The organism is Nocardia sp. FBN12 (genome assembly GCF_054031145.1).
The window spans coordinates 6,393,342-6,419,561 of the sequence record NZ_CM132926.1 but is presented as its reverse complement, the minus strand read 5'-3'; the positions used below and the strand labels follow the sequence as shown (position 1 = coordinate 6,419,561).

At 67.6% G+C, this 26,220-nt stretch carries 22 protein-coding genes and 1 riboswitch; of the genes, 11 read left to right on the top strand and 11 right to left on the bottom strand.

Going from position 1 to position 26,220, the window contains the following annotated elements:
• Positions 1-160 precede the first annotated feature (160 nt).
• Positions 161-1,348: a serine hydrolase domain-containing protein gene (locus ACWZHB_RS30210; RefSeq protein WP_427905140.1), complete on the top strand. Its 1,188-nt coding sequence runs from the start codon at positions 161-163 to the stop codon at positions 1,346-1,348.
• 14 nt (positions 1,349-1,362) lie between these two features.
• On the opposite strand, the gene ACWZHB_RS30205 is transcribed toward ACWZHB_RS30210, so the two are convergent.
• The 5 genes from ACWZHB_RS30205 to ACWZHB_RS30185 form a co-directional block, all read right to left on the bottom strand.
• Positions 1,363-2,025, bottom strand: a complete 663-nt coding sequence (locus ACWZHB_RS30205) for a response regulator (protein WP_427905139.1) — start codon at positions 2,023-2,025, stop codon at positions 1,363-1,365.
• A complete protein-coding gene (locus tag ACWZHB_RS30200; RefSeq protein ID WP_427905138.1) occupies positions 2,013-3,263 on the bottom strand; it encodes a sensor histidine kinase in 1,251 nt (416 codons plus the stop codon). The genes ACWZHB_RS30205 and ACWZHB_RS30200 overlap by 13 nt, the downstream gene beginning before the upstream one ends.
• A gap of 7 nt (positions 3,264-3,270) precedes the next feature.
• On the bottom strand, positions 3,271-5,046 hold the full coding sequence (locus ACWZHB_RS30195) for an MDR family MFS transporter (protein WP_427905137.1): 1,776 nt from the start codon (positions 5,044-5,046) through the stop codon (positions 3,271-3,273).
• Positions 5,043-5,540: a MarR family winged helix-turn-helix transcriptional regulator gene (locus ACWZHB_RS30190; RefSeq protein ID WP_427905136.1), complete on the bottom strand. Its 498-nt coding sequence runs from the start codon at positions 5,538-5,540 to the stop codon at positions 5,043-5,045. The genes ACWZHB_RS30195 and ACWZHB_RS30190 overlap by 4 nt, the downstream gene beginning before the upstream one ends.
• An 87-nt stretch (positions 5,541-5,627) precedes the next feature.
• Positions 5,628-6,449 carry a crotonase/enoyl-CoA hydratase family protein gene (locus ACWZHB_RS30185; RefSeq protein ID WP_427905135.1) on the bottom strand — a complete coding sequence of 274 codons (822 nt, stop codon included), beginning with the start codon at positions 6,447-6,449 and terminating at the stop codon, positions 5,628-5,630.
• Positions 6,450-6,827: 378 nt separating this feature from the next.
• Between ACWZHB_RS30185 and ACWZHB_RS30180 the strand changes: the two genes are divergently transcribed.
• Positions 6,828-7,304: a YbaK/EbsC family protein gene (locus ACWZHB_RS30180; protein WP_427905134.1), complete on the top strand. Its 477-nt coding sequence runs from the start codon at positions 6,828-6,830 to the stop codon at positions 7,302-7,304.
• A 2-nt stretch (positions 7,305-7,306) separates the two neighbouring features.
• Here ACWZHB_RS30180 and ACWZHB_RS30175 read toward each other — a convergent pair whose 3' ends face one another.
• Positions 7,307-8,449 carry a Fic family protein gene (locus ACWZHB_RS30175; protein ID WP_427905133.1) on the bottom strand — a complete coding sequence of 381 codons (1,143 nt, stop codon included), beginning with the start codon at positions 8,447-8,449 and terminating at the stop codon, positions 7,307-7,309.
• A gap of 196 nt (positions 8,450-8,645) precedes the next feature.
• Between ACWZHB_RS30175 and ACWZHB_RS30170 the strand changes: the two genes are divergently transcribed.
• Complete coding sequence (locus ACWZHB_RS30170) at positions 8,646-9,113, top strand: flavin reductase family protein (protein ID WP_427909353.1); 468 nt, start codon at positions 8,646-8,648, stop codon at positions 9,111-9,113.
• A 16-nt stretch (positions 9,114-9,129) separates the two neighbouring features.
• The gene (locus ACWZHB_RS30165) at positions 9,130-9,435 is read left to right on the top strand and encodes a hypothetical protein (protein ID WP_427905132.1); all 306 of its coding nucleotides are present in this window, start codon (positions 9,130-9,132) and stop codon (positions 9,433-9,435) included.
• A 37-nt stretch (positions 9,436-9,472) separates the two neighbouring features.
• Here ACWZHB_RS30165 and ACWZHB_RS30160 read toward each other — a convergent pair whose 3' ends face one another.
• Both ACWZHB_RS30160 and ACWZHB_RS30155 read right to left on the bottom strand, forming a co-directional pair.
• Positions 9,473-9,790: an excalibur calcium-binding domain-containing protein gene (locus ACWZHB_RS30160; protein ID WP_427905131.1), complete on the bottom strand. Its 318-nt coding sequence runs from the start codon at positions 9,788-9,790 to the stop codon at positions 9,473-9,475.
• 472 nt (positions 9,791-10,262) lie between these two features.
• Complete coding sequence (locus tag ACWZHB_RS30155; RefSeq protein ID WP_427905130.1) at positions 10,263-11,579, bottom strand: aminotransferase class V-fold PLP-dependent enzyme; 1,317 nt, start codon at positions 11,577-11,579, stop codon at positions 10,263-10,265.
• Positions 11,580-11,620: 41 nt separating this feature from the next.
• Positions 11,621-11,735, bottom strand: a riboswitch (SAM riboswitch).
• 318 nt (positions 11,736-12,053) lie between these two features.
• Between ACWZHB_RS30155 and ACWZHB_RS30150 the strand changes: the two genes are divergently transcribed.
• From ACWZHB_RS30150 to ACWZHB_RS30125, 6 genes are all read left to right on the top strand, one after another.
• The gene (locus ACWZHB_RS30150; RefSeq protein ID WP_427905129.1) at positions 12,054-13,184 is read left to right on the top strand and encodes an AAA family ATPase; all 1,131 of its coding nucleotides are present in this window, start codon (positions 12,054-12,056) and stop codon (positions 13,182-13,184) included.
• A 23-nt stretch (positions 13,185-13,207) separates the two neighbouring features.
• Positions 13,208-15,403, top strand: a complete 2,196-nt coding sequence (locus ACWZHB_RS30145) for a S8 family peptidase (protein WP_427905128.1) — start codon at positions 13,208-13,210, stop codon at positions 15,401-15,403.
• Positions 15,396-16,781: a hypothetical protein gene (locus ACWZHB_RS30140; protein WP_427905127.1), complete on the top strand. Its 1,386-nt coding sequence runs from the start codon at positions 15,396-15,398 to the stop codon at positions 16,779-16,781. Before ACWZHB_RS30145 ends, ACWZHB_RS30140 begins: the two co-directional genes overlap by 8 nt.
• Positions 16,782-16,891: 110 nt before the next feature.
• Positions 16,892-17,326 (top strand): MarR family winged helix-turn-helix transcriptional regulator, encoded by a 435-nt coding sequence (locus tag ACWZHB_RS30135; RefSeq protein ID WP_427905126.1) that lies wholly within the window; start codon positions 16,892-16,894, stop codon positions 17,324-17,326.
• 156 nt (positions 17,327-17,482) lie between these two features.
• A complete protein-coding gene (locus tag ACWZHB_RS30130) occupies positions 17,483-21,394 on the top strand; it encodes a Pls/PosA family non-ribosomal peptide synthetase (RefSeq protein WP_427905125.1) in 3,912 nt (1,303 codons plus the stop codon).
• Positions 21,394-22,749, top strand: a complete 1,356-nt coding sequence (locus tag ACWZHB_RS30125; RefSeq protein ID WP_427905124.1) for a M1 family metallopeptidase — start codon at positions 21,394-21,396, stop codon at positions 22,747-22,749. Before ACWZHB_RS30130 ends, ACWZHB_RS30125 begins: the two co-directional genes overlap by 1 nt.
• Here ACWZHB_RS30125 and ACWZHB_RS30120 read toward each other — a convergent pair.
• Positions 22,734-22,919, bottom strand: coding sequence for a hypothetical protein (locus ACWZHB_RS30120; protein ID WP_427905123.1), 186 nt, complete (start codon positions 22,917-22,919; stop codon positions 22,734-22,736). The genes ACWZHB_RS30125 and ACWZHB_RS30120 overlap by 16 nt on opposite strands.
• Positions 22,920-22,957: 38 nt before the next feature.
• Complete coding sequence (locus tag ACWZHB_RS30115; protein WP_427905122.1) at positions 22,958-23,434, bottom strand: DUF2752 domain-containing protein; 477 nt, start codon at positions 23,432-23,434, stop codon at positions 22,958-22,960.
• 227 nt (positions 23,435-23,661) lie between these two features.
• Between ACWZHB_RS30115 and ACWZHB_RS30110 the strand changes: the two genes are divergently transcribed.
• Complete coding sequence (locus ACWZHB_RS30110) at positions 23,662-24,750, top strand: alpha/beta fold hydrolase (protein ID WP_427905121.1); 1,089 nt, start codon at positions 23,662-23,664, stop codon at positions 24,748-24,750.
• Between the two features lie 116 nt (positions 24,751-24,866).
• Here the strand turns inward: ACWZHB_RS30110 and ACWZHB_RS30105 are convergent, their stop codons facing one another.
• Positions 24,867-26,219, bottom strand: coding sequence for an alpha/beta hydrolase family protein (locus ACWZHB_RS30105; protein WP_427905120.1), 1,353 nt, complete (start codon positions 26,217-26,219; stop codon positions 24,867-24,869).
• Position 26,220 lies beyond the last annotated feature (1 nt).

Here is a 26,220-nt window from a genome sequence, read left to right as displayed (position 1 = left end):
TATTGCGACACAGAGGTTTGAACAGCCACCCCAAGGGGTATTTTCGCTCTCCCCTTGGTCGCTTCACCTACCCCACCCTTCGTTTGGTAGTGCTGGCACCACCTCCGATTCGGGCGCGAGCGGCATAGGCACGGCACCCACCCGTTCCTAGGCTCGAATCATGCAGCTCACCACCACTTTTTCGAGCAAGTCACTGCGCGCCTTCGCGGCCGGAACGGGTCTGCTCGCGCTACTCACCGTCACGGCGTGCGGCCCCGAGCACAGCGCCACCGCGGCGCAACCGGATCGGCCCGAGATCCGGCAGGCGCTCGAATCGGTGGTGCGGGCAGGATTTCCCGGCGCCCAAGCCGTGATCACCACCCCTGCCGGCGAGCAGACCATCACGGCCGGGGTCGGTGATATCGGCACCGGTGCACAGTTCCCCGACAAGGCGCACGTCCGAATCGGCAGCAACACCAAGAGTTTCGTCGCCACCGTGGTCATGCAGCTGGTCGCCGAGGGCAAGGTCGAACTCGATGGCCCCGTCGAGCGGTACCTACCCGGTGTCGTGCAGGGCAGCGGCAACGACGGCAACCGCATCACGGTGCGCCAACTGCTCCAGCACACCAGCGGCCTACCGGACTACGTGGCCGGTGGCGATCCCAGCATGCGCGCCGAAGCCGGCACGCAGCAGATCGCACCCGACCCGGAACTCATTCGCCTGCACCACTATTCGCCTGCCGAACTGGTCCGCATCGCGATGACGATGCCGCCGCGGCACGAACCCGGCGCCCGCTCGGTCTACACCAACACCAACTACATCCTGCTCGGCATGCTGATCGAGCAGGTCACCGGCCGCTCCGCCGCCAGTGCGATCAGCACCAGGATCATCGAGCCACTCGGCCTGCGCGACACCTATTTTCCCGCTCCCGGCGACACCGGCCTGCGCGCCCCACATCCGCGCGGCTACCAGGAAATCGACGGCACCCGTATCGATTTCACCGACTTCGATCCCTCATGGGGTGATACCGCGGGCGCGATGATCGCCACCGGCTCTGATCTGAACCGCTTCTTCATCGCCCTGCTCGGCGGCGAACTGCTGCCCGCAGCGCAGCTGGACCAGATGCGCCAGACGGTGCCGTTCGACCGAATGCCCTCGGCTGGTTACGGTCTGGGCCTGGTCGAGCAGACCAGCTCGTGTGGCAAGAAGACCGTCGCCCACGGCGGCAGCATCCCCGGTTTCGACACCCGCACCGGTGTCACAGCCGACGGCGTCGCGATCACCATCACCGTGAACGAACTGCCGAACAGCAAGGATCAGGCAGCGGTTGTCGAGAAGGCCTTCGACACCGTGGTGTGCGCGTCGTGAGAAGCGTGATCCACCTACGCGGTGCGCCCCGGACGGGCATCGAGGTAGGCCAGTACGGCCAGGACCCGGCGGTGACCCGATACGTCGGCCGAAAGTCCGAGCTTGGCGAAAATGCTCCGAATGTGTTTCAGCACAGCGCCTTCGGTGACCACCAGGCGTCCGGCGATGGCGGAGTTGTCCTGTCCTTCGGCCATCAGTGCGAGCACTTCCCGTTCGCGGATCGTCAGCGTGGACAGCGGATCGTCGACCTTGCGGCGCACCAGCAGCTGTGCGATCACTTCCGGGTCCATCGCGGTGCCACCGGCGGCGACACGGTGCAGGGATTCGAGGAACAGGTCGACCTTGCCGACCCGTTCCTTGAGCAGGTACCCGACGCCACCGGCACCGTCGCCGAGCAGTTCGGAGGCGTAACTGTCCTCCACATAGGACGACAGCACGAGCACCGGCAGCCCGGGATGGACGGTCCTGGCATGCACCGCGGCGCGCAGGCCGTCGTCGGTGAAGGTGGGCGGGAGTCGCACGTCGACCACCACGACGTCCGGTCGGTCGGCGGTGACGACAGCGAGGAAATCGTCAGCATTGTCGACGGCGGCGACCACGTCGATTCCGGCCGTCTTCAACAGCAGGGCGAGGCCTTCCCGCAGGAGGGCGTCGTCCTCGGCGATCACGACCCGCACGGCAACTCCACGCGCACCACAGTAGGCCCACCGGCGGGGCTGCTCAGCGTCATCTGCCCGTCGAGCGCCTCGGCCCTGCGCCGGATGCCGGCCAGGCCACCGCCGTCGGTCACCATCGCACCACCAGCGCCGTCGTCGCGGATCTCGACGGTGAGCAGATCGGGCGGCCCGCCGAGTTCGATCGAGAGTGTGTCGGCGCCGGAGTGTTTGGTCGCGTTGGCGATGGCTTCGGCGATCACGAAATAGGCGGCGGCCTCGACCGCCATCGGCCGCCGGGTGATGCCGTTCGTCTCGAGCACACACGGGATCGGGCTCCGCGCCGCCAGCGCGGAAACGGCACTGTTCAGGCCCCGGTCCGAGAGCACCGGCGGGTAGACACTGCGCACCACATCGCGTAGCTCGGCCAGTGCCGCCGACGCGGTGTCCTGCGCGGTTCGCACCATCCGGTCGGCGGCAGCGGAATCACGGTCGCGCAATTGCTCGGCGAGCCCGAGTTGCATGATCACCGCCGCGATTCTGGCTTGGGCACCATCGTGCAGATCGCGTTCGATGCGGCGCAGTTCGGCACCGTGCGCGTCCAACGCGGCGGCCCTGGTCGCGGTCAGTTCGACGACCCGGTCCGCCAGCAGGGCGTTCTCATCCGGTGCGAGCAATCCCGCCGCCACCCGGGCCTGCGCGTCAGCCGCCTCGGGCGCACGCAGGGCGAGCGCGCCGTAGACGATGCCGATCACCGCGCTCACCACGGCGGCGGTCCATGAATCGACCACGATGCCGCCGCTCGACACCGTGGTATCGGCCCGCGCGCCCCAGTAGATCGGAATCGCGAGATGCTGCACCGCGCTCAGCGGCAACGCCACCGCGAGCGCGGCCAGCGGCAATCCGATGATCGCGTGCAGCACCAGCCAGGCGAGATCCCGCCGATTCGCCGGATCGGCGGCCAGCGCCGCGAGCTGATGACGCAGGTCGCCGGTCAACGGCTGGTACGCGGGCACGATCGGCGTGCCGAGCCGTTGGGCCGCCCTGCGTCGCTCGAGTCCCAGCAGTGGCCTGATCAACTTGACCGCCTCCGGCAGCGCGGGAATCCCGATCCCGATCAGGCTCGCGGCCGCGACAATCGCCAGCGCGACTACCGCGAACAACGACGCGATCCCGGTCAGCCCGCCGACCAGCAGATAGCCGACGGCGGCGGGCAGACGACGTAACCGACGCCGTGCACCGCCACCATCGAATCGACTCACCTGATGATCATGCCGGGGGCGCGCTCGTCCCCGGTCGGCCACCCGCCTGAGCACCACCCCGACCTTCGGCGGCGCCACTGGACTGCGCGGCGGTGTCGGCCAGCGCACCAACCGCTTCGGCGGCCTTGGCATCACCGGCAGCCTGGATCCCACTCGACATCCGCAGCGGAACCTCCTTCCAGAACAACACCAGCAGCAGTGCGATCAGGGCCACCGCGGACGCGACGAGGAAAACCGTCGACATCGAGTCGGCGAAGCCCACCTGGAAGGGCTTGGCGAGTTCGGGGTCGAGTTGCTGGATGATCGAGCTGTCCTGCAGCACGGTGCCCGCGGCCGAAGTATCGTGCGCGAGCAGCCCCTTGGCGAGTGCGGCGTCGACCGGGTTGGTGCTGCGCGCGCCCTCGATCACGGCCTGCTGGTAGGCCGGGTCCGCGGCCGACTGCCGCATTTCGGCGGTGATGTTCGGCGTGAGCAGTGAGAACAAGATCGAGAGGAACACCGCTGCGCCGAGAGTGCCACCGATCTGGCGGAAGAAGGTCGCCGACGCGGTCGAGACGCCCATGTCCTTGGGTGGCAACGCGTTCTGCAACGCCAGGGTCAGCGGCTGCATGAGATTGCCGAGGCCGAAGCCGGTGGCCATCATGAACAGCATCGCCAGCCACAGCGGGCTGTCGGCGTCGAGCAGATGCAGCAGGAACAACCCGAGCGTCAGCATGACCGCGCCGATCACCGGGAAGGCCCGGTAGCGACCGGTTTTCGAGATCAGCCGACCCGACAGGATCGAACCGATCATCATCCCGAGCACCATCGGCAGCATCTGCAGACCGGCCTCGGTCGGCCCCGCGCCACGCACCACCTGCAGGTACTGCGGAAGCAACAACATGCCGCCGAACATCGCCGCACCGACGACGAACGAGATCACCACACCGAGCGTGAAAGTCACATTGTCGAAGATCCGCAGCGGGATCAGCGCCGCATCGCCCATGAACTTCTCGATCGCGACGAACCCGACCAGACCGACCGAGCCGATCACATAACAGATCACCGAAGAGGTACTGCCCCAGCCCCATTCGCGCCCCTGTTCGGCCACGATCAGTAGCGGAACCAAGCCGACCGCGAGCACCATCGCCCCCGCGAAGTCGATGCGGTGGGTGGCGTGCGGCTTGCGCGGCAGTTGCAGCACCCGGGTCACCACCACCAGGGCAAGCAGCCCCAGCGGCACGTTCACCAGGAACACCCAACGCCAGCCGGTGATGCCGAGGATGGTGTCCTGCCCGGCCAGCAGACCGCCGAGCACCGGTCCGAGCACACTCGAAATACCGAATACCGCAAGGAAATAGCTCTGGTAGCGAGCGCGTTCACGGGGCGCGATGATGTCGCCCATGATGGCCAGCGCCAGCGACATCAGCCCGCCCGCGCCCAGACCCTGGAAGGCACGGAACGCAGCCAGCTGATACATCGAGGTGGCCAGCGTGCACAGCAGCGAACCGACGATGAACAGCCCGATCGCCGCCAGGAAGAACGGCTTGCGGCCGAACATGTCCGACAGCTTGCCGTAGAGCGGGGTACTGATCGTCGCGGTGATCAGGTAGGCCGTGGTCGCCCAGGCTTGCAGCGAGTAGCCGTCGAGGTCGTCGGCGATGGTGCGGATGGAGGTCGACACGATCGTCTGGTCGAGCGAGGCCAGCAGCATGCCGAGCATCAGCCCGGACAGGATGGTCAGGATCTGGCGGTGGGTGAAGCCGGCGGGGGAATCCACCGGGGGCGCCGCTGTGGTTGTCACGAATCGTTCTCCGTCGAGGTGGTGCTCAGAGCATGCGGCCGGGCGAGCAGGGCCGGGCGAGCGTGGTCGTAGTCGTTCACGAAGCGGGTGAGCAGACCGGCGAAACTCGCACGGTCGTCGGGCGACCACTGCTCGGTGATGATCGCGATGGCGTCCTGGCGGCGCGCGCGGATCCGGGCGGCGACGTCGCGGCCCTCGTCGGTGGCCTGGAGCACGGTCGCGCGCCCGTCGTCCGGGTCGGCGGTTCGGACCACCAGGCCACGTCCGACCAGCTGGGCGACCTGCCTGCTCACCGTCGACGCGTCCGAGTGCACCGCCTCGGCGAGCGCGCCCGAACGCATCGCGCCGTCGCAGACCAGCCGGAACAGCACGATGAACCCGGCCGGGTCGATTCCCGAGGCGTCGTTCATCTGGGCCAGCGAGCGGTCACGCAGGCGGTGCAGCCGGACGAGCTGGGAGGCGATCGTGTCGATCGCCTGCTCGATCTCGCTCATCTTTCACCTTTACTTGCATCATACAATTAGTTGTGAAATGCAAGTATGTAGGCAGAACGGTCGCCGGGGCAACCGTTTGAACTGCCTTTACTCGCCCTTGAACTCCGGCGCGCGCTTCTGGAACACCGCCGTCATCGCCTCGGTGAGGTCCTTCGACGGCAGGAACGCCGCGTTCCACGTCGACACATAACGCAGGCCGTCGGCCACCGCCGGGCTGGTCCGCTGCTCGAGCACGTCCTTGATGCCCTGCACCACCAGCGGCGGGTTGCCCGCGATCTCGCGCGCCATCGCGTGCGCGGCGGCCAGCACGGCCTCCTGATCGTCGAACACCTCGTTCACCAGACCCATCCGCTCGGCCCGCGCCGCGTCGATGTCCTTGGCGGTGAACGCCAGCTCACGCAGGTTGCCCTCGCCGATGATGCCCGGCAGCCGCTGCAGCGAACCGATGTCGGCGACGATCGCGACCTTCGCCTCACGCAGACTGAACTTGGCATCCGCGCTGGCCAGGCGGATATCAGCAGCCGCGATCAGGTCGAGCCCACCACCGATGCACCAGCCCGACACCGCCGCGATCACCGGCTTGGTGCACTCGGCCAGCGCCGTCACCGAGGCCTGCATCCGGCGGACCTCCTCGAGGAACGCCGTGCGCGGTGCCGCCTTCGCGTCGTCGGCCAGCACCGGCGCCAGCATCCCCCCGGTCGCGGCCAGGTCGAGACCGTACGAGAAGTGCTTGCCCGACCCCGTGATCACCACGGCCCGGACCCGCGGATCCGCGTCGAGCTCGGCGAAGACCTCCGGCAGCTCACGCCAGAAATCAGGTCCCATCGCATTGCCCTTACCCGGCCCCGTCAACGTCACCTGAGCAACGTTGTCAGCGATATCGACGGTAAAAGCCTTCCATTCACTCATACCCTGATTATTGCCTGCCGCCCCACCATGCAACCCCCCGCGTCCACACCCCCGCAAACCTGAGATCCGCCATGACCGCACTCCCAGCCCCGCACGACCCGACCTCGAGGAGGGTCCGCCGCGAAGCGGCGTAGCGGCCCGGCCGCGAGTTAGCCGCCGTTGCGTCCGCGGCGCAGCCGCCAGCAACGGCGGCTAACTCGCGGCCCCCCAGGGGCCGCGCTCGAGCGCGCCAGCGCTCCAACAAACACAGCGTCAAACCTCTGGGACTACCGAACACCTGGTCCCGACCACAACCCCCGACACACAACCCACCACGGACTCGTCCTCAGACCCCCAGTAACACAGCACATTTCCCGCAATCCCTCTACTCTGGATGACATGCGCAGGTCGTCATTGCCGCCGGTCGCATGCCGGGTCGCGGAAACTCTCATCGCTCGCGGGCACCACGGCGTCATCGTCTGCCCCGAGACGCCTGCCCCCACCGCCGCCGATGCCGCCCGCGCCATGGGCGCCCAACCCACCGCGATCCTCACCGCCCAGGTCTTCCTCCTCGACGACGACCCCGTCCTGCTCCTGGTCGCCGACCACCACCGCGTCGACCTCGCCCGCACCGGCAAACGCCTCGAAGGCACCCTCACCCCCGCCCCCACCGCCCTGGTCGAACGCATCACCGGTCAACCCATCGACGGCACAGCCCCCTTGGGCCACCCCACCAACCTCCCCACCTGGGTAGACACCGCCCTCGCCGCCCACCCCGAAGTCTGGGCCGCGGGCGGCCACCCGAACACGGTGTTCCGCACCAACTTCCGCGAACTGGTCCGCATCACCGCGGGCCTACCGATCGAGATCGACTGAAGCTAGCGGCGATCGGCGTAGGGGTCGACCAGAGTCTTCGGGGTATGGGCGGTCTCGAGTACACCCTCCGGAAAACGGGGACCTGCTGCGTAATATCTGGCACGAGTGCGGCCCACTGGGACAAGCACCTCGCGGCGCACCATCTCGCGTAGATCACGCTGTGCCTGTTGGGTATTGAGCCCTTCCGCCTGCTCGTACCTGGTCCGACGCACGCGACCCGACATGGCCACATCGTGCAGTGCGGACACGATGCGTTCGTCGGAACCGGCCGCCCGCAAGTAGTCCGAGGACCCTTCCCACACCCGCCGCGAACGCTCGACTCGCGCGTGTACGGTCTGCGCCTGCTGGTGATAGGCAGTCAGACTGAACCGGATCCATTCGGACACATCCTGATCAGGCCGGTACACACTGCCCCGCCGCCCGAGTACCTGGTAGTACTCCCAGGTATTACCAGGCCTCCCGAGCCACGCCTCGATGGAGGAGAACTCCGGCGCGATGACACCTTCGCGCGCGATCATCAATGTCTGCAGCGACCGCGCCATCCGGCCGTTGCCGTCAGCCCAGGGATGAATCGACACCAGATGCAGATGCGCCATCGCGGCGGAAATCAGTGAATGTGTCGCCGTCGGCGTGTTCAGCCAATCGACCAGCTCACCCATTAGCGCAGGAACCTGCTCGACATCAGGCGCGGTGTAGGCAGCGATGCTCGGATCGCGGGCGTCGGTGACAAAGACCGGGCCACGTCGCCACTGCCCCGCGGGCTTGCGGGGCGAGTGCCGGTGCCCCTGGAGCATCCAGTGCAGGGAGTTGATAAATCCTGCGCTGTATTCGAAGTCCTCGACATCGTGCAGTGTCTGGATATAGGTCATCATCCGCGCATACGCCGAGGTCTCGGCACGATTCTCGTCCGAGACCTCGACGTCACGCTCGCCGGCCAGCAGGTCCTCCACGTCGACCGTCGAGACCTTGAACCCCTCGATCGAGTTGGACGCCGACACCGCGTCGGCGGTCAAAAACTTCCGCAACCCGCCTACCCAGACGGCCGGCACACTCTGTAGCTCGTACCGAAGGGACTCGCGCATCTGGTCGACCTCGGCGAGCACCACTTCGTCGTCCGACGACAGCTTCGGTGTGGGAAACAGCATCCCTAATGATGTATTGACGCAATCATTACGTCAACAGTTGCTCCGGGTGAGTTGGATCAAACGGACACAGCGGGCGCCGGAGTGGTTGGGTGGCGAGCGTAAGTTGGGGGCGGTGGGCGATGTGCAACCTTCTGAGACCGGACTGGTGGTTCCCGACGATCTGAGCGGGATCACGGCTGAGCAGTATCGGGCTTCGATGCGGCACTATCCGGCCGGCGTCACGGTAGTGACTCTCGGAGCGGAGAGTGGGCCGGTCGGATTCACCGCGACATCCTTCGCGTCGCTCTCGTTGGAGCCGCCACTGGTGTCGTTCAATATCGCCCACACCTCATCGAGCATCGACGCGTTGCGAGCCGCGGACTCGGTGGTGATCCACTTCCTGGGTGAACACCAACACCACTTGGCCCACCGCTTCTCCCGCACCGCGGCCGACCGCTTCACCGACCGCTCCCTCTGGACCACCCTCGACACCGGTGAACCAGTCCTGCACGGCACCCCCATCTGGCTGCGCACCACCGTCCACAAACTCATCGACCTCGGCGACCACACCCTCGCCGTAGGCCTGGTCACCCGAGTCCACGACCAAACCGAAGAGTCCCCCTCCGCGGCCCCGCTGCTGTACTACAACGGCAAATACCACCGCCCGACAGCACTCGACACCTGATCGAAAACCTCTGTTGATGAGCGAGTTCCGCGTGACCGGCGTCTTCCCTGTGAGCGTGAGACCGAACCCGTCCGTAGTCGGCGATGCCATCGGCGAGTTCGAAGTAGGCGGCCGTGTCGAACTCCGACGAGCAGATCAGGTCGTCGCCCACGGAGTCCTGGAAGCGATCGAGTTCCTCTGCTCCCCGAGAGCCAGATTCGCCCTCATCTTCTCGGACACGATCTCCCAGTACATCCGCACCGACGACGTCATTCATTCGTTGGACGCGACCGACCACGTGATCGCCACCAACGGCAGTGCGTCGAGACTGGCAGCCGATTGAGCAGGGTGCCGCACCTTCGGGCAACTCCGTCGATCGCCTATTTTTCGCAGGCGATGCCGTCCCCGTCTCGGTCCAAGTTGGAGCTGTAGCCGGGGTCGCCCCGGTGAAGCGGGGCGGCGCCAGCCGCTTTGGCAGCCTTGCAATTCGGGTAATAGGCGCTTGCCGGCGCGGGCGCTTCTGGCTCCGGGACTGGCGCAACACGTGGGGCAGGCACTTCGACCGTCGTGGTCGGCACAGGGATAACGACGGGTGGCGCAAGCGTCGTGGTCGGCGCAACGGGAGCCACAGGTACATCGATTGTCGTGGTCGGCGCGAGCGTCGACACGGTCGATGAGGTGGTCGTGGGCTGCGTCATCGAAGTTGTTGTAGTAGTGCTGGATTCGACAATGCGAGTTGTCGAAGTGGGCGATATCCGTGCGGCGGGAGCTGGTTCGTCGTCGCCGAGACCGGCGACCACCGATAGACCGAGCACGCCGGCGACTCCGATCCCGGCAATCAGCGGCCATCGCCGCTTCTTCCCGGGTTCCCTGGGTGGACGAGCCCACGGATCGGACGGCGGAATCGGCTGGGCCACTCTGTCCCCTTTGGATTTACGGGCAATCTCGGGGGCTTCATCGCGACAGGTCCGATACGCGTTACCCAATCTGACGGAGTGTCAAACCAGCAGATTTCTCGACTTCGGCTCGCTGGATTTCCCGGTACGGGCGAGATGCCGCTATCCGACAACCGGACGGCCGACGGGACCGGCGTAATCGTGCGATCTCCCCTCGTGCCAATCAGAATTCCGACTGGGAAGGCCCGGTTGCACGATTACGCCGGGTCGGTGTTCAGGCGAGCAGGCAGGGGGCCGCGCCTTCGGGGGAAGCGGCGGTGAGGGGGCGGGTTTCGGGGGTGGGGTTCCAGTGGCCGTCGGTGGCGGCGTAATTCCAGGTGGGGCCGTTGGTGACCAGGGTGGCTACCGCTTCGATCAGGCGGTCTACGTCAGCAGCGGTGGTGCCGAGGCCGATGCTGGCTCGCAGGGCCGCGTCGAGGCCGAGGCTCGCGAGGAGAGGGTGGGCGCAGAAGCGGCCGTCGCGGACGCCGATGGCGTGTTCGGCGGAGAGGTACGCGGCGACTTTGCCGGGGGCGAAATCGGCGACCGTGAAGGCGACGATGCCCACACAGTCAGGGCTGTCGGACCAGATGCTGACCAGGTCGACACCGGAGATCGCGCAGAGTCCGTCGCGCAGGCGATCGGCAAGGAAGCGTTCGTGGGCAACGAGTTCGGTGGGGTCGATGGCGGCGAGTGCGTCGCACGCGGCGGCAATAGCGGCCGCGCCGAGAACATTCGGCGATCCGGCCTCGTGCCGCTGGGGCGCGCACGCCCACTCGACCTCTGTCACGCCGACATCGCGCACCGCACCACCACCGGCAAGGTAGGGCTCGCCCTGGTCCAGCCAGTCCCGCCGGCCGACGAGCACGCCCGAACCGAACGGCGCGTACAGCTTGTGCCCGGAGAACGCGAGGTAGTCGATCCCCGTCTCGCGCAGGGAGATCCGGCGATGCGGAGCCAGCTGAGCGGCGTCGACGAGGATGCGCGCACCACACAGGTGAGCGACGCGTGCGAGCCGTTCCAGCGGCAGCACCTCACCGGTGACGTTGGACGCTCCGGTCACCGCGAGCAGCGCGGCAGGCTTGCTGCACAGCTCGGCGACCACACGCTGAATCGTCTCCTCGACCGTGGCGGCGGCCCGCACGACGCGACGGCCGTGCTCGGTCCACGGCAGAAAGTTCGCGTGATGCTCGATATCGAGCACCACGGTCTCCCCCGGCACGCACCCGGCCAGCAGGTTCAGCGAATCGGTGGTGTTGCGCGTGAACACCACCACCTGGTCGTCATCGGCATCGAGGAACCGGGCGACCGATCCCCGCGAAGCCTCGTAGCACTCGGTGGAGATCCGCGAGGCGTACCCCGCGCCCCGATGCACGCTGGCGTAGAACGGCAGCAACTGCGAAATCCGGTCGGTGACCTGCTTCAACGCAGGCGCGCTTGCCGCGTAGTCGAAGTTGGCGTAGGAGCTGGTACCGCCTTGAACGAGCGGAACCTGCAGGTCAGCGCCGGTGACAGCGGCGATGGCACAGGTGGGGTCGATTACAGCAGTCATGACGAAATCCCGTCGGCTCAGGGACCCGCTCCACAAGAGTTGGCCCGCGCTTGCCGCGCCCAATCCGGACGTCAGCCAGGTCGTCACCCGGAGCACCCCACCGCGGAGGAGGGTTGCCGACCAGCAAGCCGGGGCTGAACGCTGGTACTCGTGACCTGCAACGAGAGTGACAGACGACCGCGGGCGATGTCAACCACCGCGCCGAAAGTGCCAGCACTGCGCACCAGCGCCTCGAACACTGCACACCAGCGCCCGCTGGGCACGCCCGAAGCGAAAAGAATCGCCCATGACCCGGCGTGGCGGAACTAGCATCCGACGAAGGGAATTGCTGCGCTGAGGGCTCGGCAGATCAATGTGGCGCTGCGGGTGGGGTCCGATGTCAAACCGGTACACAAGGGGTGAACTTTGCCCATGATGGACGCCGTACGATCGAGTGAAGCGAAAACAGTCCACGCATACGATCGGAAGAAGACCATGTCACACGCCTTGAGCTCCACTTCGGCGGACGTGAGCGCCGATCTGCCCGATGAATTCGTCCACCTGGCCAGATTGGCGTTGGCCGGGCGTGAACAGGATGTCGCGATGTTCGTGCGGCGTGCCGCGCGGCGACACCGCCATGCCAGCCCTCAGCTCGCCGATGCGCTCATCGCGCTGCTGCGACAGAACCCCACGCGCGCCAATCCCCTACGCGCGGAAGTGGATACGCCGATTCCGGTCGACGGCGACAGCCGGCTGCCGCTGCTGCGGGTGATCGCGCCCGGCTCCACCGCCGAAGTGCCGATCCTGGCCGCCGAAACCTACGCCGTGCTCACCCAGATCGTCGACGAACGCAAGCAGGCCGACCGGCTGGCCGCCGCCGATCTCACCCCGGCGAGCAGCCTGCTGTTCGTCGGTCCGCCCGGCGTCGGCAAGACGATGGCCGCGGCCTGGCTGGCTCACCAACTGTCGCTGCCGCTGGTGGTGCTCGACCTGGCGACCATCATGAGCAGCCTGCTCGGCAAGACCGGCACCAACCTGCGCCACGCCATCGATTACGCCAAACAGCGGCCGTGCGTGCTGCTGCTCGACGAGCTCGACGCCATCGCCAAACGCCGCGACGACGACCGCGACGTGGGCGAACTGAAACGCCTGGTGACGGTGCTACTGCAACAGATCGACGACTGGCCGACCGGCGGTGGCCTCGTCATCGGCGCGACCAACCACGCCGACCTGCTCGACCCGGCCGTGTGGCGACGCTTCGACGTGAGCGTGGAGTTCGCACTGCCCGAGGCCGAGCAACGCTGCGAGGCGATCCGCCGGTTCGCCGGGCAACCACTGCCCGACGGCGCGGTGGACGCGGTGGCGCTCGCGTCGAAAGGCTTGTCGTTCAACGACATAGAACGGACCATGCTGCGGTTGCGCAGGCGTTGCGTGCTCGAGGACCAGCTACTGCCCGGCTTGATGGCCGAGCATTCCGCACGACTAGTAGCTGAACTTCCCAAAACGGATCGGTTACGGCTCGCCCAGACGCTGACCGGCGTGTCAGGCTTGTCTCAGAGACAGATCAGTGCGCTCACGGGGGTCTCGCGTGACACCATCCGTGGCTTCACACATCGACGGGAATAACGTGGCAGCTGGGGGGATTACGGGTGGCGGGACCGCGATTTCTGATCGGCTTCGGTGAGCGACTGACCACGCCCATCTCCCCCAGCAGATCCGGTGGTTCGCCGCAGCCGCCGTACACGGTGCAGCAGGCGCGGGCCCGCCTCGCGCCGATGCTGAGCGCGGCGACCGCGAGTGCCGACTCGTTGCCGAAAACGGCCTGCCCGGAGGACGAGACGGTCACCGCCGTCACCCTGCATCCGCAGTATCTGTCCAAAAGTGGTTATCCCACAAGGCTTCTCACCTCGATGCAGCTCGACCCGCTCGGCAGCAGGCCGGTGGCGATCGCACCCCTGCACGGCAAACCACGGGCTAGCACCCTGCTGTTCTTGGCTACGACCCGGGTGAATCTGCAGTTGCTCGCCGCGCGGCTTCGCGCGGACGCACCGCTCGGCGGCGCCGAGAACGGCATCGTCAGCCTCGAGGAATTCCGCCTCAACAACCCCGACGACAGGCTGAGACTCGCGGCAGCGCCCCGCGATTCGGAGACAGTCGCCGAATTGGTCCTGCACTCCGACCGCGATATCACCCTCCAGGGTCTGCTCGATTTCTCCCGTGATCTCGACCTCGACGTCGCCATCGATCGCAGGCTCGACAACGGCGGCCTTGCCTTCGTACCCGTCACCGGCACCAACGCCGCCATCGCCGCGCTCGCCGGCTACTCGTTCACGCGGGTGATCCGCCGCATGCCGCGCATGCGTACCCAACTCGGACGCGAAACAGCGACCAGAACCACGCTTTCCACGTTCCGCCCGGCACTGCCGGCAGCCGAACCGACCGATCGCGAACTCACCATCGCGGTCTTCGACGGCGGCCTGCCCACCGAAACCCCGCTGGCCCGCTGGGTCGACGCCCACACTTTCGCCGACAGCGCAGCGCCGCACCGCAACTACCTCGACCACGGCCACCGTGTCACCTCCGCCCTGCTGTTCGGCAGCGTCGACCCAGTGCACCCGGTCCCGGTCCCGTACGGCTTCGTCGACCACTATCAGGTACTCGACGAGGACACCGACGACGACCAGTGCGAGCTGTACACGGCGATCGAACGCATCGATACCGTGCTGCGCCAACGCAAGTACGAGTTCGTCAATGTCAGCATCGGCCCCGAACTCCCGATCGAGGACGACGAAGTGCACGCCTGGACCGCGTTCTGGGACGACTACCTCAGCGACGGCACGACCCTGGCGACCATCGCCGTCGGCAACAACGGCGAAGCCGACAAGCCCAGTGGCAATGCGCGCGTGCAGGTTCCGGCCGACAGCGTCAACGCGCTGGCGGTCGGTTCATCGGATCGTGTCGGCGCGCAGTGGAACAGGGCGCCGTACTCCGCGATCGGACCCGGTCGCTCCCCCGGCACCGTGAAGCCTGACCTGCTGGCCTTCGGCGGCAGCGATCACGAACCGTTCCACGTCGTCGGCCCCGACGGCACCGCCGTCCCCGACTCCGGCACCAGCTTCGCCGCCCCGATGGCATTGCGCGCGGCGCTGGGCGCCCGCACCCTCTTCGGCCCGAAACTCGGTGCGCTCGATCTGAAAGCCCTGCTCGTCCACACCGCCGAAAGACGCACCAGCTCTCCGGATTCCGATTCCGGACACGGCCGCATCGCCGCCACCCTGGCCGACATGGTCCTGTGCGGCGACGGCGAAGCCCGGGTCCTCTACCAGGGTGAACTCACCCCGGCGAAGTATCTGCGCGCCCAGATCCCGCTCCCCGCGGCACTGCCCGCCGGCATGGTCAGAATTCGCGCCACGCTCGTCTACGCCACCCCGGTCGACCCCGCCGACCCCGGCAGCTACACCCGCAGCGGCCTCGACGTCACCTTCCGCCCGCACGACGAGAAGTTCGCCGAATCGACCAGAATCCACCCGGATTCGGCCCCGTTCTTCCGCGCCACCGAGCTCGACCCCGAGGCGGTGCTGCGCCGCGACTCGTACAAGTGGGACACCGTTCTGCATGCCGAGCGGAGCAAGCGCGTCAACAGCCTGCGCAACCCGGTCTTCGACATCCACCACAACGCGCGTGAGGCGGGCCATCCCACCGCGACCGCACAGCCGATCCGCTACGCGATGGTGATCACCGTGCGCCACGCCAAGGTCGACGACCTGTACGAGCGGGTGCTCAGCGCGTATGTCACCCAGCTGGAGGCGTTGCGCCCGACGATCGAGATCCCGCTCGATGTCTGAGTTCCCGGCGGAGATCTTCGTCGATCCGATCGCGGCGCGGCGGCTGAGCTGTCAGAGCGTGTACCGGCTGCAACACCTCGGCGCGCGGCTGTTTCCGTGGCAGGAGGAGACGTTCACCGAACTCCTGCTCGGCCATCTGACCGGCGTCGACTATCGCATCGACGCGCCGTGCCCCGATTGTGTGCCGCCGCGCCGATGCACGTCGTGGGGATCGGCCGCACAGACAACAGGATCCGGCGGGCTCAGGCTGCTGACCCGGCCCGAGGAAGGTGGCAATCGGGCTCGCGGAAGGCGCGGCGTCGGCGCGGATTTCATCTACAGCGTGCAGGAACCCTCGGGTGCGCGCGAGGTGCGATTGCTCGTCCAGGCCAAGCGGGCCAGACGCGGTGAACCGATCAAATCGGCTGCCCTCCCTTCCGCGCAACGATCCGACTTGCAGGACGCCGCAGCGCATTTCGGTGCGACCGCGTACTACCTGTTCTACGCCGAATCCGAGTCGGCCCACGTCGGCCACCTCACCCGCTGCGCCGAGCACACCAGCCCCTCGGACACCTCGATCGTGATCGTCCCCGCGCAGGTCCTCACCCGCGCGTTCGACGAGGAAAAGCGGGGTTCGATCGCGGCCGACCTCGTCTTCGCACTCGGCCGCACCCTGCTGTGCCTCGACGGCTGCGTTCCCGCGCCGGGCCTCTCCGCCTTCGACCGTGTCCTCGGCTTCGTCCGCGAGGACAACCCCGGCTACCAGCCGGTCGACCCCGCGACGCGGCTGCCCGGCACCGCTGTCGTCACCGTCATCGGCACCCGCGCCAAACCACCACGTCGCCCACCTTCGCGCCGCGTGACCCGCGCGGGCCAGCACGTCGGCGACGGCGAAATCCTGTGGGTCGACCTGAGCGCCGCCGACCGCTGGGCACAGCAATCCGCGCCCGCCGCAAAAAACGCGACACCGCCGACGCACTCGAAGGAACCCGCCGACAGCCTCGCACCGACGGCTCCCGACGGACCTGCGTCGGCATCTGCGGGCGACGCCTCGCTCGGGTCCACTCCGGGCGAGACCACACCAGGGCGGGAGCCCAGCTGGTACGACGGCGTCAGCGCAGGCAGATTGCGCGAGCGAACGAGTAAGTACTGGCGACTCGCACTGCACCGGGCGGTTGCGGTCCGATACGTAGCGGCCTGGGCCGACGGCGACGTGCGGGCGGTCTATCGCGTCGTCGACGACTCCCTGATCATTCACCACGATCACGGCGGCAAGATCTCCTTCGATCTCACCGACGTCGACCCGGAATCGACCCTGCACGCCCAGATCGTCCGCCGTGCCGAGGCTTATCAGTCCGCGCGCTCGCCACGCGCACGCAACGTGGTCGGTTACCCGTAACCGATTGCCCCCGAGTTGCCTGATCACACCCAGTTTCCAACCATCTACGCACCCCATGATGGACACCCGAGATGATTGGGCTCCTCCACTATTTGCTAGAGTTCCCTCTCATGTCCACGAACACGAACTCCGTCCGCGGCCTGCCGCGCTACCCGGTGTACGCGCTCGGACGGCTCACCAAGGCCCTGCACGCCGAGATCGACGTCCCCTTGCGCGATCACTGGGTACTCACCTTCATCTCGGAGAACGCCGACCTGACGCAGAAGAAAGTGGGCGACGCGCTCGGTATCGACCGCAGTGAAGTCGTCCGCCTGATCGACGCGCTGGAACGGGCCGACCTGGTAGAGCGCACCCGCGACGGCAAGGATCGCCGCAAATACCGGCTGCGGATCACCGAAGCAGGGCGCAAGCAGTGCAAACGCACCGACAAGCTGATCGCCGAGGCCACCGCGCGCGTGCTGAGCAGCCTCACCGAAGACGAACAGCGAACGCTGCACCGGCTCGCGGTCACGGCGCTGGGCGAACTGCCGGAATCGCCGTCGTGAACAGCGCGGACGGCACGCCGTTCGCTGCCGCCCGGCAACACCCGCACCGAGTACCGTTGGCATCTGGTGACCATCCTGTTTGCCCTCCGGTAACCCGCTCATGAAACAACAGACACCACCGATGGGGGTCAACCGATGAGAGGTGGACTGAGCACGATGCTCGAGCCACACACTGAGGTACCGGCGGTCCTGCGCGATCCGTTGCTGCGCGCGGATCTCGCCGCGCCGCCGCGCACCCTGGTCGACATCCTGACCAGCACCGCCCTCGCCCACCCCGACGCACCGGCCATCGACGACGGCACCGTCGTGCTCAGCTACCTGGAACTGATCGCCACGATCGAGGCCAGGATGGCCGAACTCACCGAGGCGGGCGTGCGGCCGGGCGACCGGGTAGGCGTGCGGATGCCGTCGGGCTCCGCCGCGCTGTACGTGACGATTCTGGCCGTGCTCTACTGCGGCGCCGCCTACGTCCCCGTCGACGCCGACGACCCAGAGGAACGCGCCAAGCTCGTCTTCGGCGAGGCCAGGGTGAGCGCGATCGCCACCGCCGACGGCATCGAGTCGGCCACCACTGCCGAAGGCGAACACGACTGGAACACCCTGCCCACCCCCGCCGACGACGCCTGGATCATCTTCACCTCCGGCTCCACCGGCACTCCCAAAGGTGTTGCGGTCTCGCATCGCAACGCCGCCGCCTTCGTCGACGCCGAGGCACGCCTGTTCCTCCAGAAGGCGCCCATCGGCCCCGGCGACCGCGTACTGGCCGGCCTGTCGGTGGCCTTCGACGCCTCCTGCGAGGAAATGTGGCTGGCCTGGCGCAACGGCGCCTGCCTGGTCCCCGCCCCGCGCGACCTGGTGCGCACCGGCGCCGACCTCGGCCCCTGGCTGATGCGCCGCGAGATCAGCATCGTCTCCACGGTGCCGACGCTGGCCGCGACCTGGCCCGCCGAAGCGCTGGAATCGGTGCGGCTGTTGATCTTCGGCGGCGAAGCGGTACCGCCGGAGCTGGCCGAACGATTAGCGGGCGCCGACCGCGAAGTGTGGAACACCTACGGCCCCACCGAGGCGACGGTCGTCGCGTGCGCGGCCCTGCTCACCGGCGAGATGCCCGTGCGCATCGGCCTGCCGCTCGACGGCTGGGACCTCACCGTCGTCGACCCGCAGGGCAACCCGGTGGGCACAGGCGAAACCGGCGAACTCGTGATCGGTGGCGTCGGCCTGGCACGCTACCTCGATCCCGCAAAGGACGCGGAGAAGTACGCACCGCTGCCCTCGCTCGGGTGGGAACGCGCTTATCGCAGTGGCGATTTGGTGCGCAACGACCGCGATGGCCTGATCTTCCTCGGCCGCGCCGACGACCAGATCAAGATCGGCGGCCGGCGCATCGAGCTCGGCGAGCTCGACAACGCGCTCCAGCACCTGCCGGGCGTCAGCGGTGCGGCTGCCGCGATTCGAACCACCAAGGCGGGCAACAAGATTCTCGTCGGCTACCTCACCGGCGCCGGTCCCGACTTCGACGTGAAGAAGGCCAGAGAGATCCTGGCCGAACAACTTCCGGCTCCGCTGGTACCGCGCCTTGCGGTGGTCGCGGACCTGCCGACCCGCACCTCCGGCAAGGTCGACCGCGACGCGCTGCCATGGCCACTGCCCTCGACCGACGAACCGGCCGAGACAGGACTGTCGGGCACCGCGGCATGGGTGGCGAGCCTGTGGGACGCGATCCTCGGCGCCCAACCCACCGATCTCGACGCGGAATTCTTCGATCTGGGCGGCGGCTCGCTGTCGGCGGCACAGCTGGTCGGCGCGTTGCGTGAGCGGTACCCGCACGTCACCGTCGCCGATCTCTACGAGCACCCGCGTCTCGGCTCGCTGGTCGAACTCCTCGACGGCAGCGCACCGGTCGCGGCCGTCGACGTGCGGGTAGTGCGGCCGACGCCGTTACGCGCGCAGATCACTCAGGTACTCGCCACGATTCCGCTGACCACCCTCACCGGATTGCAGTGGGTCACCTGGCTGACCGTGGTCTCCGGCATCGCGGGCTGGTCGGGCTCGCTACCGTGGCTGCCGCGCCTGTCGTGGTGGTGGATTCTGCTGGCGTTCGTGCTGTTCATCTCGCCGATCGGCCGGATGACGACCTGCGTGGTCGGCGCCAGAATCCTGCTCGCCGGACTTCGCCCCGGTTCCTATCCGCGCGGCTCGGCGGTGCACCTGAGGCTGTGGGCAGCCGTCCGGCTGTCCGAGGCCAGCGGCGCCGAAAGCCTGTCCGGCGCACCACTGATGGTCCCGTTCGCCCGCGCGCTCGGCGCCAAGATCGGCAAGGGCGTCGACCTGCACAGCCTGCCCCCGGTCACCGGCATGCTCGAACTCGGCGACGGCGCCAGCGTGGAACCCGAAGTCGACCTGTCCGGCTACTGGGTCGACGGCGACATCGTGCACATCGGCGGCATCACCATCGGTGACGGCGCGGTGATCGGCGCCCGCTCGATCCTGTTGCCCGGCAGCAAGATCGGTAAGAAGGCCGAGATCGCCCCCGGTTCGGCCGTGTCGGGCAAGGTCAAGGGCGAACAGGAATGGGCGGGCTCGCCTGCCGCCAAGACCGGCAAGTCGCAGCACCGCTGGCCCGACCACGCTCCCGAACGCGCGCGGCACTGGCTGATCGTGTTCGGTCTGTCCTCGATGGTGCTGGCCGCGATGCCCGTGTTCGGCCTGGCCGTCGGCGGCACCTTCATCGCCTGGTGGGTCCGCGAGGAGACCACCATCGGCGCCGCCGCCGTGCGCGGTTTCGCCATCCTGCCGCTGGCCACCCTGCTCAGTCTCGGCGTGTACGCCGTGGCCACCGTGCTCGCGGTGCGCCTGCTGAGTATCGGCCTGCGCGAGGGCTATCACCCTGTGCGCAGCCGGACCGGCTGGCAGGTGTGGGCCACCGAACGCCTGCTCGACTCCGCGCGCACCTTCCTGTTCCCGCTCTACGCCAGTCTGCTCACGCCGGTGTGGCTACGGCTGCTCGGCGCGAAGATCGGCAAGAACGTCGAGGCGTCGACCGTGCTGATGCTGCCCAAGTTCACCGTGATCTCCGACGGCGCGTTCCTGGCCGACGACACCATGATCGGCAGCTACGAACTCGGCGGCGGCTGGCTGCGGATCGGCGAATCCAAGGTCGGCAAGCGCGCCTTCCTCGGCAATTCGGGCATGACCGCGCCCGGCCGGCGTGTCCCCAAGAACGGTCTGGTCGCGGTGCTCTCGGCCGCGCCGAACAAGGCCAAGGCGGGTTCGTCCTGGCTGGGCAGCCCGCCGGTGCGGCTGCGTCGCGCGACCGAATCCAGCGACACCTCACGCACATTCGATCCACCGCTGCGGTTGAAGCTGGCGCGCGCGTTCGTGGAGACCTGCCGATTGATCCCGGTGATGGTCACCTTCGCCATCGGCCTCGGTGTGCTGCTCGTGCTGGCGCTGATCGCCCGGCACACCGATTACCTTGTCGCAGCGCTTGTTTCGGGTCTGGTACTGATGGTCGCCGGTGCGCTCGCCGGCATCATCGCGGTGGCCGCCAAGTGGTTGATCGTCGGGCGCATTCGCGCGGTGGAGTACCCGCTGTGGAGCTCGTTCGTGTGGCGCAACGAGGTCTCCGACGCCTTCGTCGAAACCGTCGCGGCGCCATGGTTCGCGCGTGCCGCGACGGGTACTCCGGTGATGAATCTGTGGCTACGTGGACTCGGGGCCAAGATCGGTCGCGGGGTATGGTGCGAGTCCTATTGGCTACCGGAGGCGGACCTGGTGACACTCGGTGACGGCGCGACCGTGGAGCGCGGCTGCGTGGTGCAAACGCACCTGTTCCACGACCGCATCATGTCCATGGACACGGTGACACTCGACGCGGGCGCCACCCTCGGCCCGCACTGCGTCGCCCTGCCCGCCGCGCACATCGGCGCGGGCGCCACCATCGGACCGGCCTCGCTCGTGATGCGCGGTGACGTGGTTCCCCCGTCGACTCGCTGGTGGGGCAACCCCATCTCGCCCTGGACCGGTCCCGCCTCGACGCGGGAGTCGAGGCAGCGCGGAGCCGCCTGATGCGGAGCAAGTTCTACGAGGACCCCATCGATAACTACCTGCCGCAGAACGGCAATCGCGGCTACCGCGTGTCGCGCTACGAGCTGGAGCTGAGCTACAAACCGGCCAGCAACCGGCTCGCCGGACGCGTGGTGGTCATCGCGGTCACCACCACGGTGCGCGCGTGGTTCACCCTCGATCTTTCGCAGGCGCTGACGGTGTCGAAGGTGCTCGTCAACGGGTCGAAGGCGGCGAAGTTCGTCCATCAGCAGGGCAAGCTCGCGGTCACACCGCAGCAGAAGATCCCCGCGGGTGGCGTCCTCGAGATCACCGTCCACTACGCGGGCACTCCGAAACCGGTGCGCGGACCGTGGGGCGAGGTCGGCTGGGAAGAGCTCACCGAGGGCGCGCTGGTGGCGAGTCAGCCCAACGGCGCCGCCTCCTGGTTCCCGTGCGACGACCACCCGAGTTCCAAAGCGTCCTACCGGATTTCGATCACCACCGACAGCCCGTTCTACGCGGTGGCCAATGGCGCCCTGGTCGGCAAGCAGGCCAAGGCCAGCCAGACCACCTGGGTGTACGAGATGGCCGAACCGATGGCGAGCTATCTGGCGACGGTCCAGATCGGCAACTACCGCAAGTACCGGGTCGGCGCCGTCGGCGAACCGGTGCCGATGCACGCCGTCATCCCGCCGCGATTGCGGGTGAACTTCGACCACGACTTCGCGCGTCAGCCGGAGATGATGGCGCTGTTCACCGAGAAGTTCGGGCCGTACCCGTTCGACGACTACACCGTGGTCGTCACCGACGACGAACTCGACATCCCGATCGAGGCGCAGGGCATCTCGATCTTCGGTGCCAACCATTGCGACGGCAAGCGCGGCTCGGAACGCCTTGTCGCCCACGAACTCGCGCATCAGTGGTTCGGCAACAGCCTGACGCTGAAGCAGTGGCGCGATATCTGGCTGCACGAAGGCTTCGCCTGTTACGCGGAATGGATCTGGTCGGAGGCGTCCGGCGGGGCGACCGCGGATCAGCTGGCGCGGGCCGCGCGCGCGAACCTGGCGCGTCAGCCGCAGGACATCGTCGTCGGCGATCCCGGACCACGGGACATGTTCGACGACCGGGTCTACAAACGTGGGGCGCTCACCTTGCACGCGCTGCGGCTGGAACTACGCGATCACCTGTTCTTCGAACTGATCAGGGAATGGACCGAGCGGTATCGGCAGTCCTCTGTCACCACCGAGGAATTCGTCGATCTGGCCGGTCACTACAGCGTGGCGCCGCTGCGTGGACTGTTCGCGATCTGGCTGGGCACCAAGCCGCTGCCGCAACTTCCGCCGCTGGGCGGACAGGCGCATCAGAACACCAGGTAGCGCTGGGCCAATTCCTCGATGAGCGGATCGTCGGCAGGCACCATCTCGAGCGCCTCGAGGTCGTCGGCCACCGAGATGGTCCTGGCGTCGTCGCGCTCGGGGTCGGGGCCGTCCTCGGCGAGCTGGCGTTGCAATTTCTGCCGGACCCGGTCTTTCAGTGAATCGCCCATATCTCCAGGTTGCCCGGTAATCGGCCCGCGAACCAGCGTCAGACGGGGGTGAGCCACGTTCCCCACGGCGTGTTGCGGAGCACGGTATAGACGGCGAGCAGGCCGAAGAACGACCACACGATCACCGGGCTGATGCTGGGCATCCGCCAGCGTTGTCCGCGGCGGGCACGCCGGAGCCAGTCGATCACGAAGACGGCGAAGGCGAGGGTCAGTGGCACGGCGAGCAGATTGCTGTGCAGTGAGTCGACGATGTTGCCGTCGGTGAGGTTGTGCATCGCGCGCATCCCACCGCAGCCGGGGCAGTACACCCCGAACAGCGCGTAGACCGGGCACAGGCCGTAGGAACCCTCGACGTGCGGATCGCGGAAATGCAGCAGGGCCAGCGTGCCGATGCCGAGACCGGCGGCGATCAGCGGGGGCGTGAGCCGCCGCCAGGTCGGACGCGCGACATCGGGTGCGGGCTGCTGATTCGGGCCTGCGGCGATAATTCCGGCCGTGACGTGCGCGTTGTCCACTCCCCTACGGTAGCGGCGCCCGATCGCCACCGCCAGCACGCGCCTGGTGGGGATCGAAGCCGAATCGTGTCCGGTGGGTGTAATTTTTCGTCGAATTCTGGCGATTTCACAATGTCAGCGCGTCCGGTGACCCAGTTCACAACAAGTGGGACACTGTGACCCGCTAACACTAGCTAGCACCCCGGCTTGCACTGTACGGTGGCCTACGACACAAAGGAGTGCCGACAATGCTTGCGAAGTCGATGATGACGTTCGCGGCAGCGCGATCCATGGTCTCTCACCTCGAGACCGGCGCACTGACCGCACAGTTCCGTGCCGGGCTGCGGAGCCGCAGTTTCGCGACCGCGAAACTCAACGCCCCCACCGCCGAGCGCCGGGTCGTCCCGGTGACCACCGCGGACGGCGCACAGCTCCGGGTCCACGTCTACGGCCCGGATACCGCCCCCACCCTGGTCCTGATCCATGGCTGGGCCTGCAGTATCGAATACTGGAACCCGCAGATCAACGCCTTCGCCGGCGAGTACCGCGTGGTCAGCTACGACCAGCGCGGCCACGGCGAATCGACCCTCGGCACCGCCGCCCCCAGCGAACACACGCTGGCCGACGACCTGTCCGCCGTGCTCGACGCGACGCTGCGTGGGGATGAGAAGGCCGTCCTGGCCGGGCACAGCATGGGCGGGCTCACCATTCAGGCCTGGGCCAAGCACCATCCCGAGCAGGTGTCGCGGCGCGCGTCCGCGGTGCTGCTCGCCAACACCGCCAATGCCGCGATCCGCTCGGAAACCGACATGCTGCCGATGCTGAACAAGCAGCTCATCGTCGCGCAGTACCCGGTCACCCTGCTCGGCGCGCCGGTGCGGATGCCGCAGCCGGTCAGCGAGTCGCTGCTGTTCGCGCCGCTGCCGATCCCCGGCGGCTGGCTCACCCAGCAGGTGCTCCGCAGCCGCATTCTCACCCCCGAGGCCACCGCCGACGAGGTCGACTTCGCGATGGGCATCATCCGCTCCTGCCGTCCGGTCGCACGGGGGCGCCACGCCGCCGCCATGGCCGACATGGATCTGTCGGCGGGCACCGCCAACCTGAACGTGCCGACCACCGTGATCGCCGGTGCCCGAGACCGACTGCTTCCGCAGCGTCTTTCGCGCCCGATCGTCGACACCCTGCGCCGCACCGGGCATCTGGCCGATTTCCACGTGCTGCCGCACGGCCACCTCGGCAATATCGAAGACACCGAGGCCTTCGATGCGGTGCTGCACCAGGTGCTGCGTAACTCCTTGAACTCTCGGGCCACCCGCCGCAACGTCGCTGCCCGCTGACCCGAGTCAGTTCTCCTGAGACCGATCAACGGCGATCGGCTCAGGGGTAACTCGAGCCGAGGCCCCCGATCTCCCGATCGGGGGCCTTACTCGTTGTCCGGGTCTGAGTCTCGTAGTCAGGGTCTGAGCAGGCCCCAGTACAGCGCCCACAGCGTGAATCCGATTCCGGCACAAACGATCATGGCCCATCGGATACGCGCACCCACGCCTTCCCGAGGACGGCGGACGATGACGAAGACCAGCGCGACCACCGCACCAGCGGCGATCACCTGCAACGCCGCCCATGGCAGGGTGCGACCGAAGACCAGCGGACCGAACTCCGTAGCCCGCGAGGACGCGACGTAAAGCAGCTGGGCGATCGCGCCGACAATACTGATTCCCGCCGCCGCCAACAGGATTCGCGCGGGTGCCACGGTGGGGAGGCGCCATGCCCGGACGAAGCCGGTCAGTGCGTAGCCGAGCAGCGCCAGCACGGTCGCCGAGAGCAGGGCGAGCTGCGCCGTCGGGGATTCCCACCACTTCAGCGGCGTCAGCGGCGTCACGGAATGTCCTTGTGCGGCCGGTAGATCCGCGTCTGCGGTGGCTGTTCCTGGCAGACCCTTCACCCAGTCGCCCATGAGCTGGGCATAACCGGGTGCCAACTCCTCGCCCTTATCGAAACCGTCGGTCGTGGTGAAGCCACCGTGCTGAGCGTTCGGCAGGGTCCGCAGCGTGTAGTTCGTCTTTCCCGCGCGGTCGAAGACTTCCTGGAAGCCGCGCAGGCTGTCGCCCGGTGGGGTCAGCCGGTCCTGCTCACCCCAGATACCGAGCACCGGCTGCTCGATCCCGGCCAGGACGGGCAGTGGATCGTAGTCAGCCTGGGCAAACAGGCCCGCACCCGCCATCACACGGATTCCGTTGCGCCCCAGCACATCGACCATCGAGCCACGCACGCCCGCGGCCTCGAACCTGGTTTCGTTGGCCCAGGTCTGCTGCGCGGCCGGTGCGCCGGAGTTGGCGCCGATCGTGATCAGGAACGCGACATCGGCCGACCGCGACACAGCCAGCGGCGCGACCCAGCCGCCCTCCGACAGTCCCCAGATCCCGACCTTCGCGGGGTCGACCTCCGGCCGATTCCGCAGTGCCGCAACCCCGGCGAGTGCGTCGTCGGCGAGCAGGGAGAAGTCGCGGTGGGCGGGGGTATAGCCCTCGGTGCGCTTGTCGTAACGCAGCGCGACGATGCCTTGGCGCGCCAAAGCTGTTGCCACTTGGGCGTATTGCGGGCTCTTGGCCGTGCCCGATCCGTGCACGAGCACTACGCCGGGTCGACCGGTCGCACCCGCCGGGGCGTGGATCGTCCCGTTGGTTGTCGTCGCGTCGGAGCGGGTGACGGTGATGTCGGTGGTGGCGATGTCGTCCGCCTGTGCGAGCGGAGCGCCCGCTACCGTGGCGGCGAGCACGCCGGCGAACAAGGCAATTCGAAGAAGCATC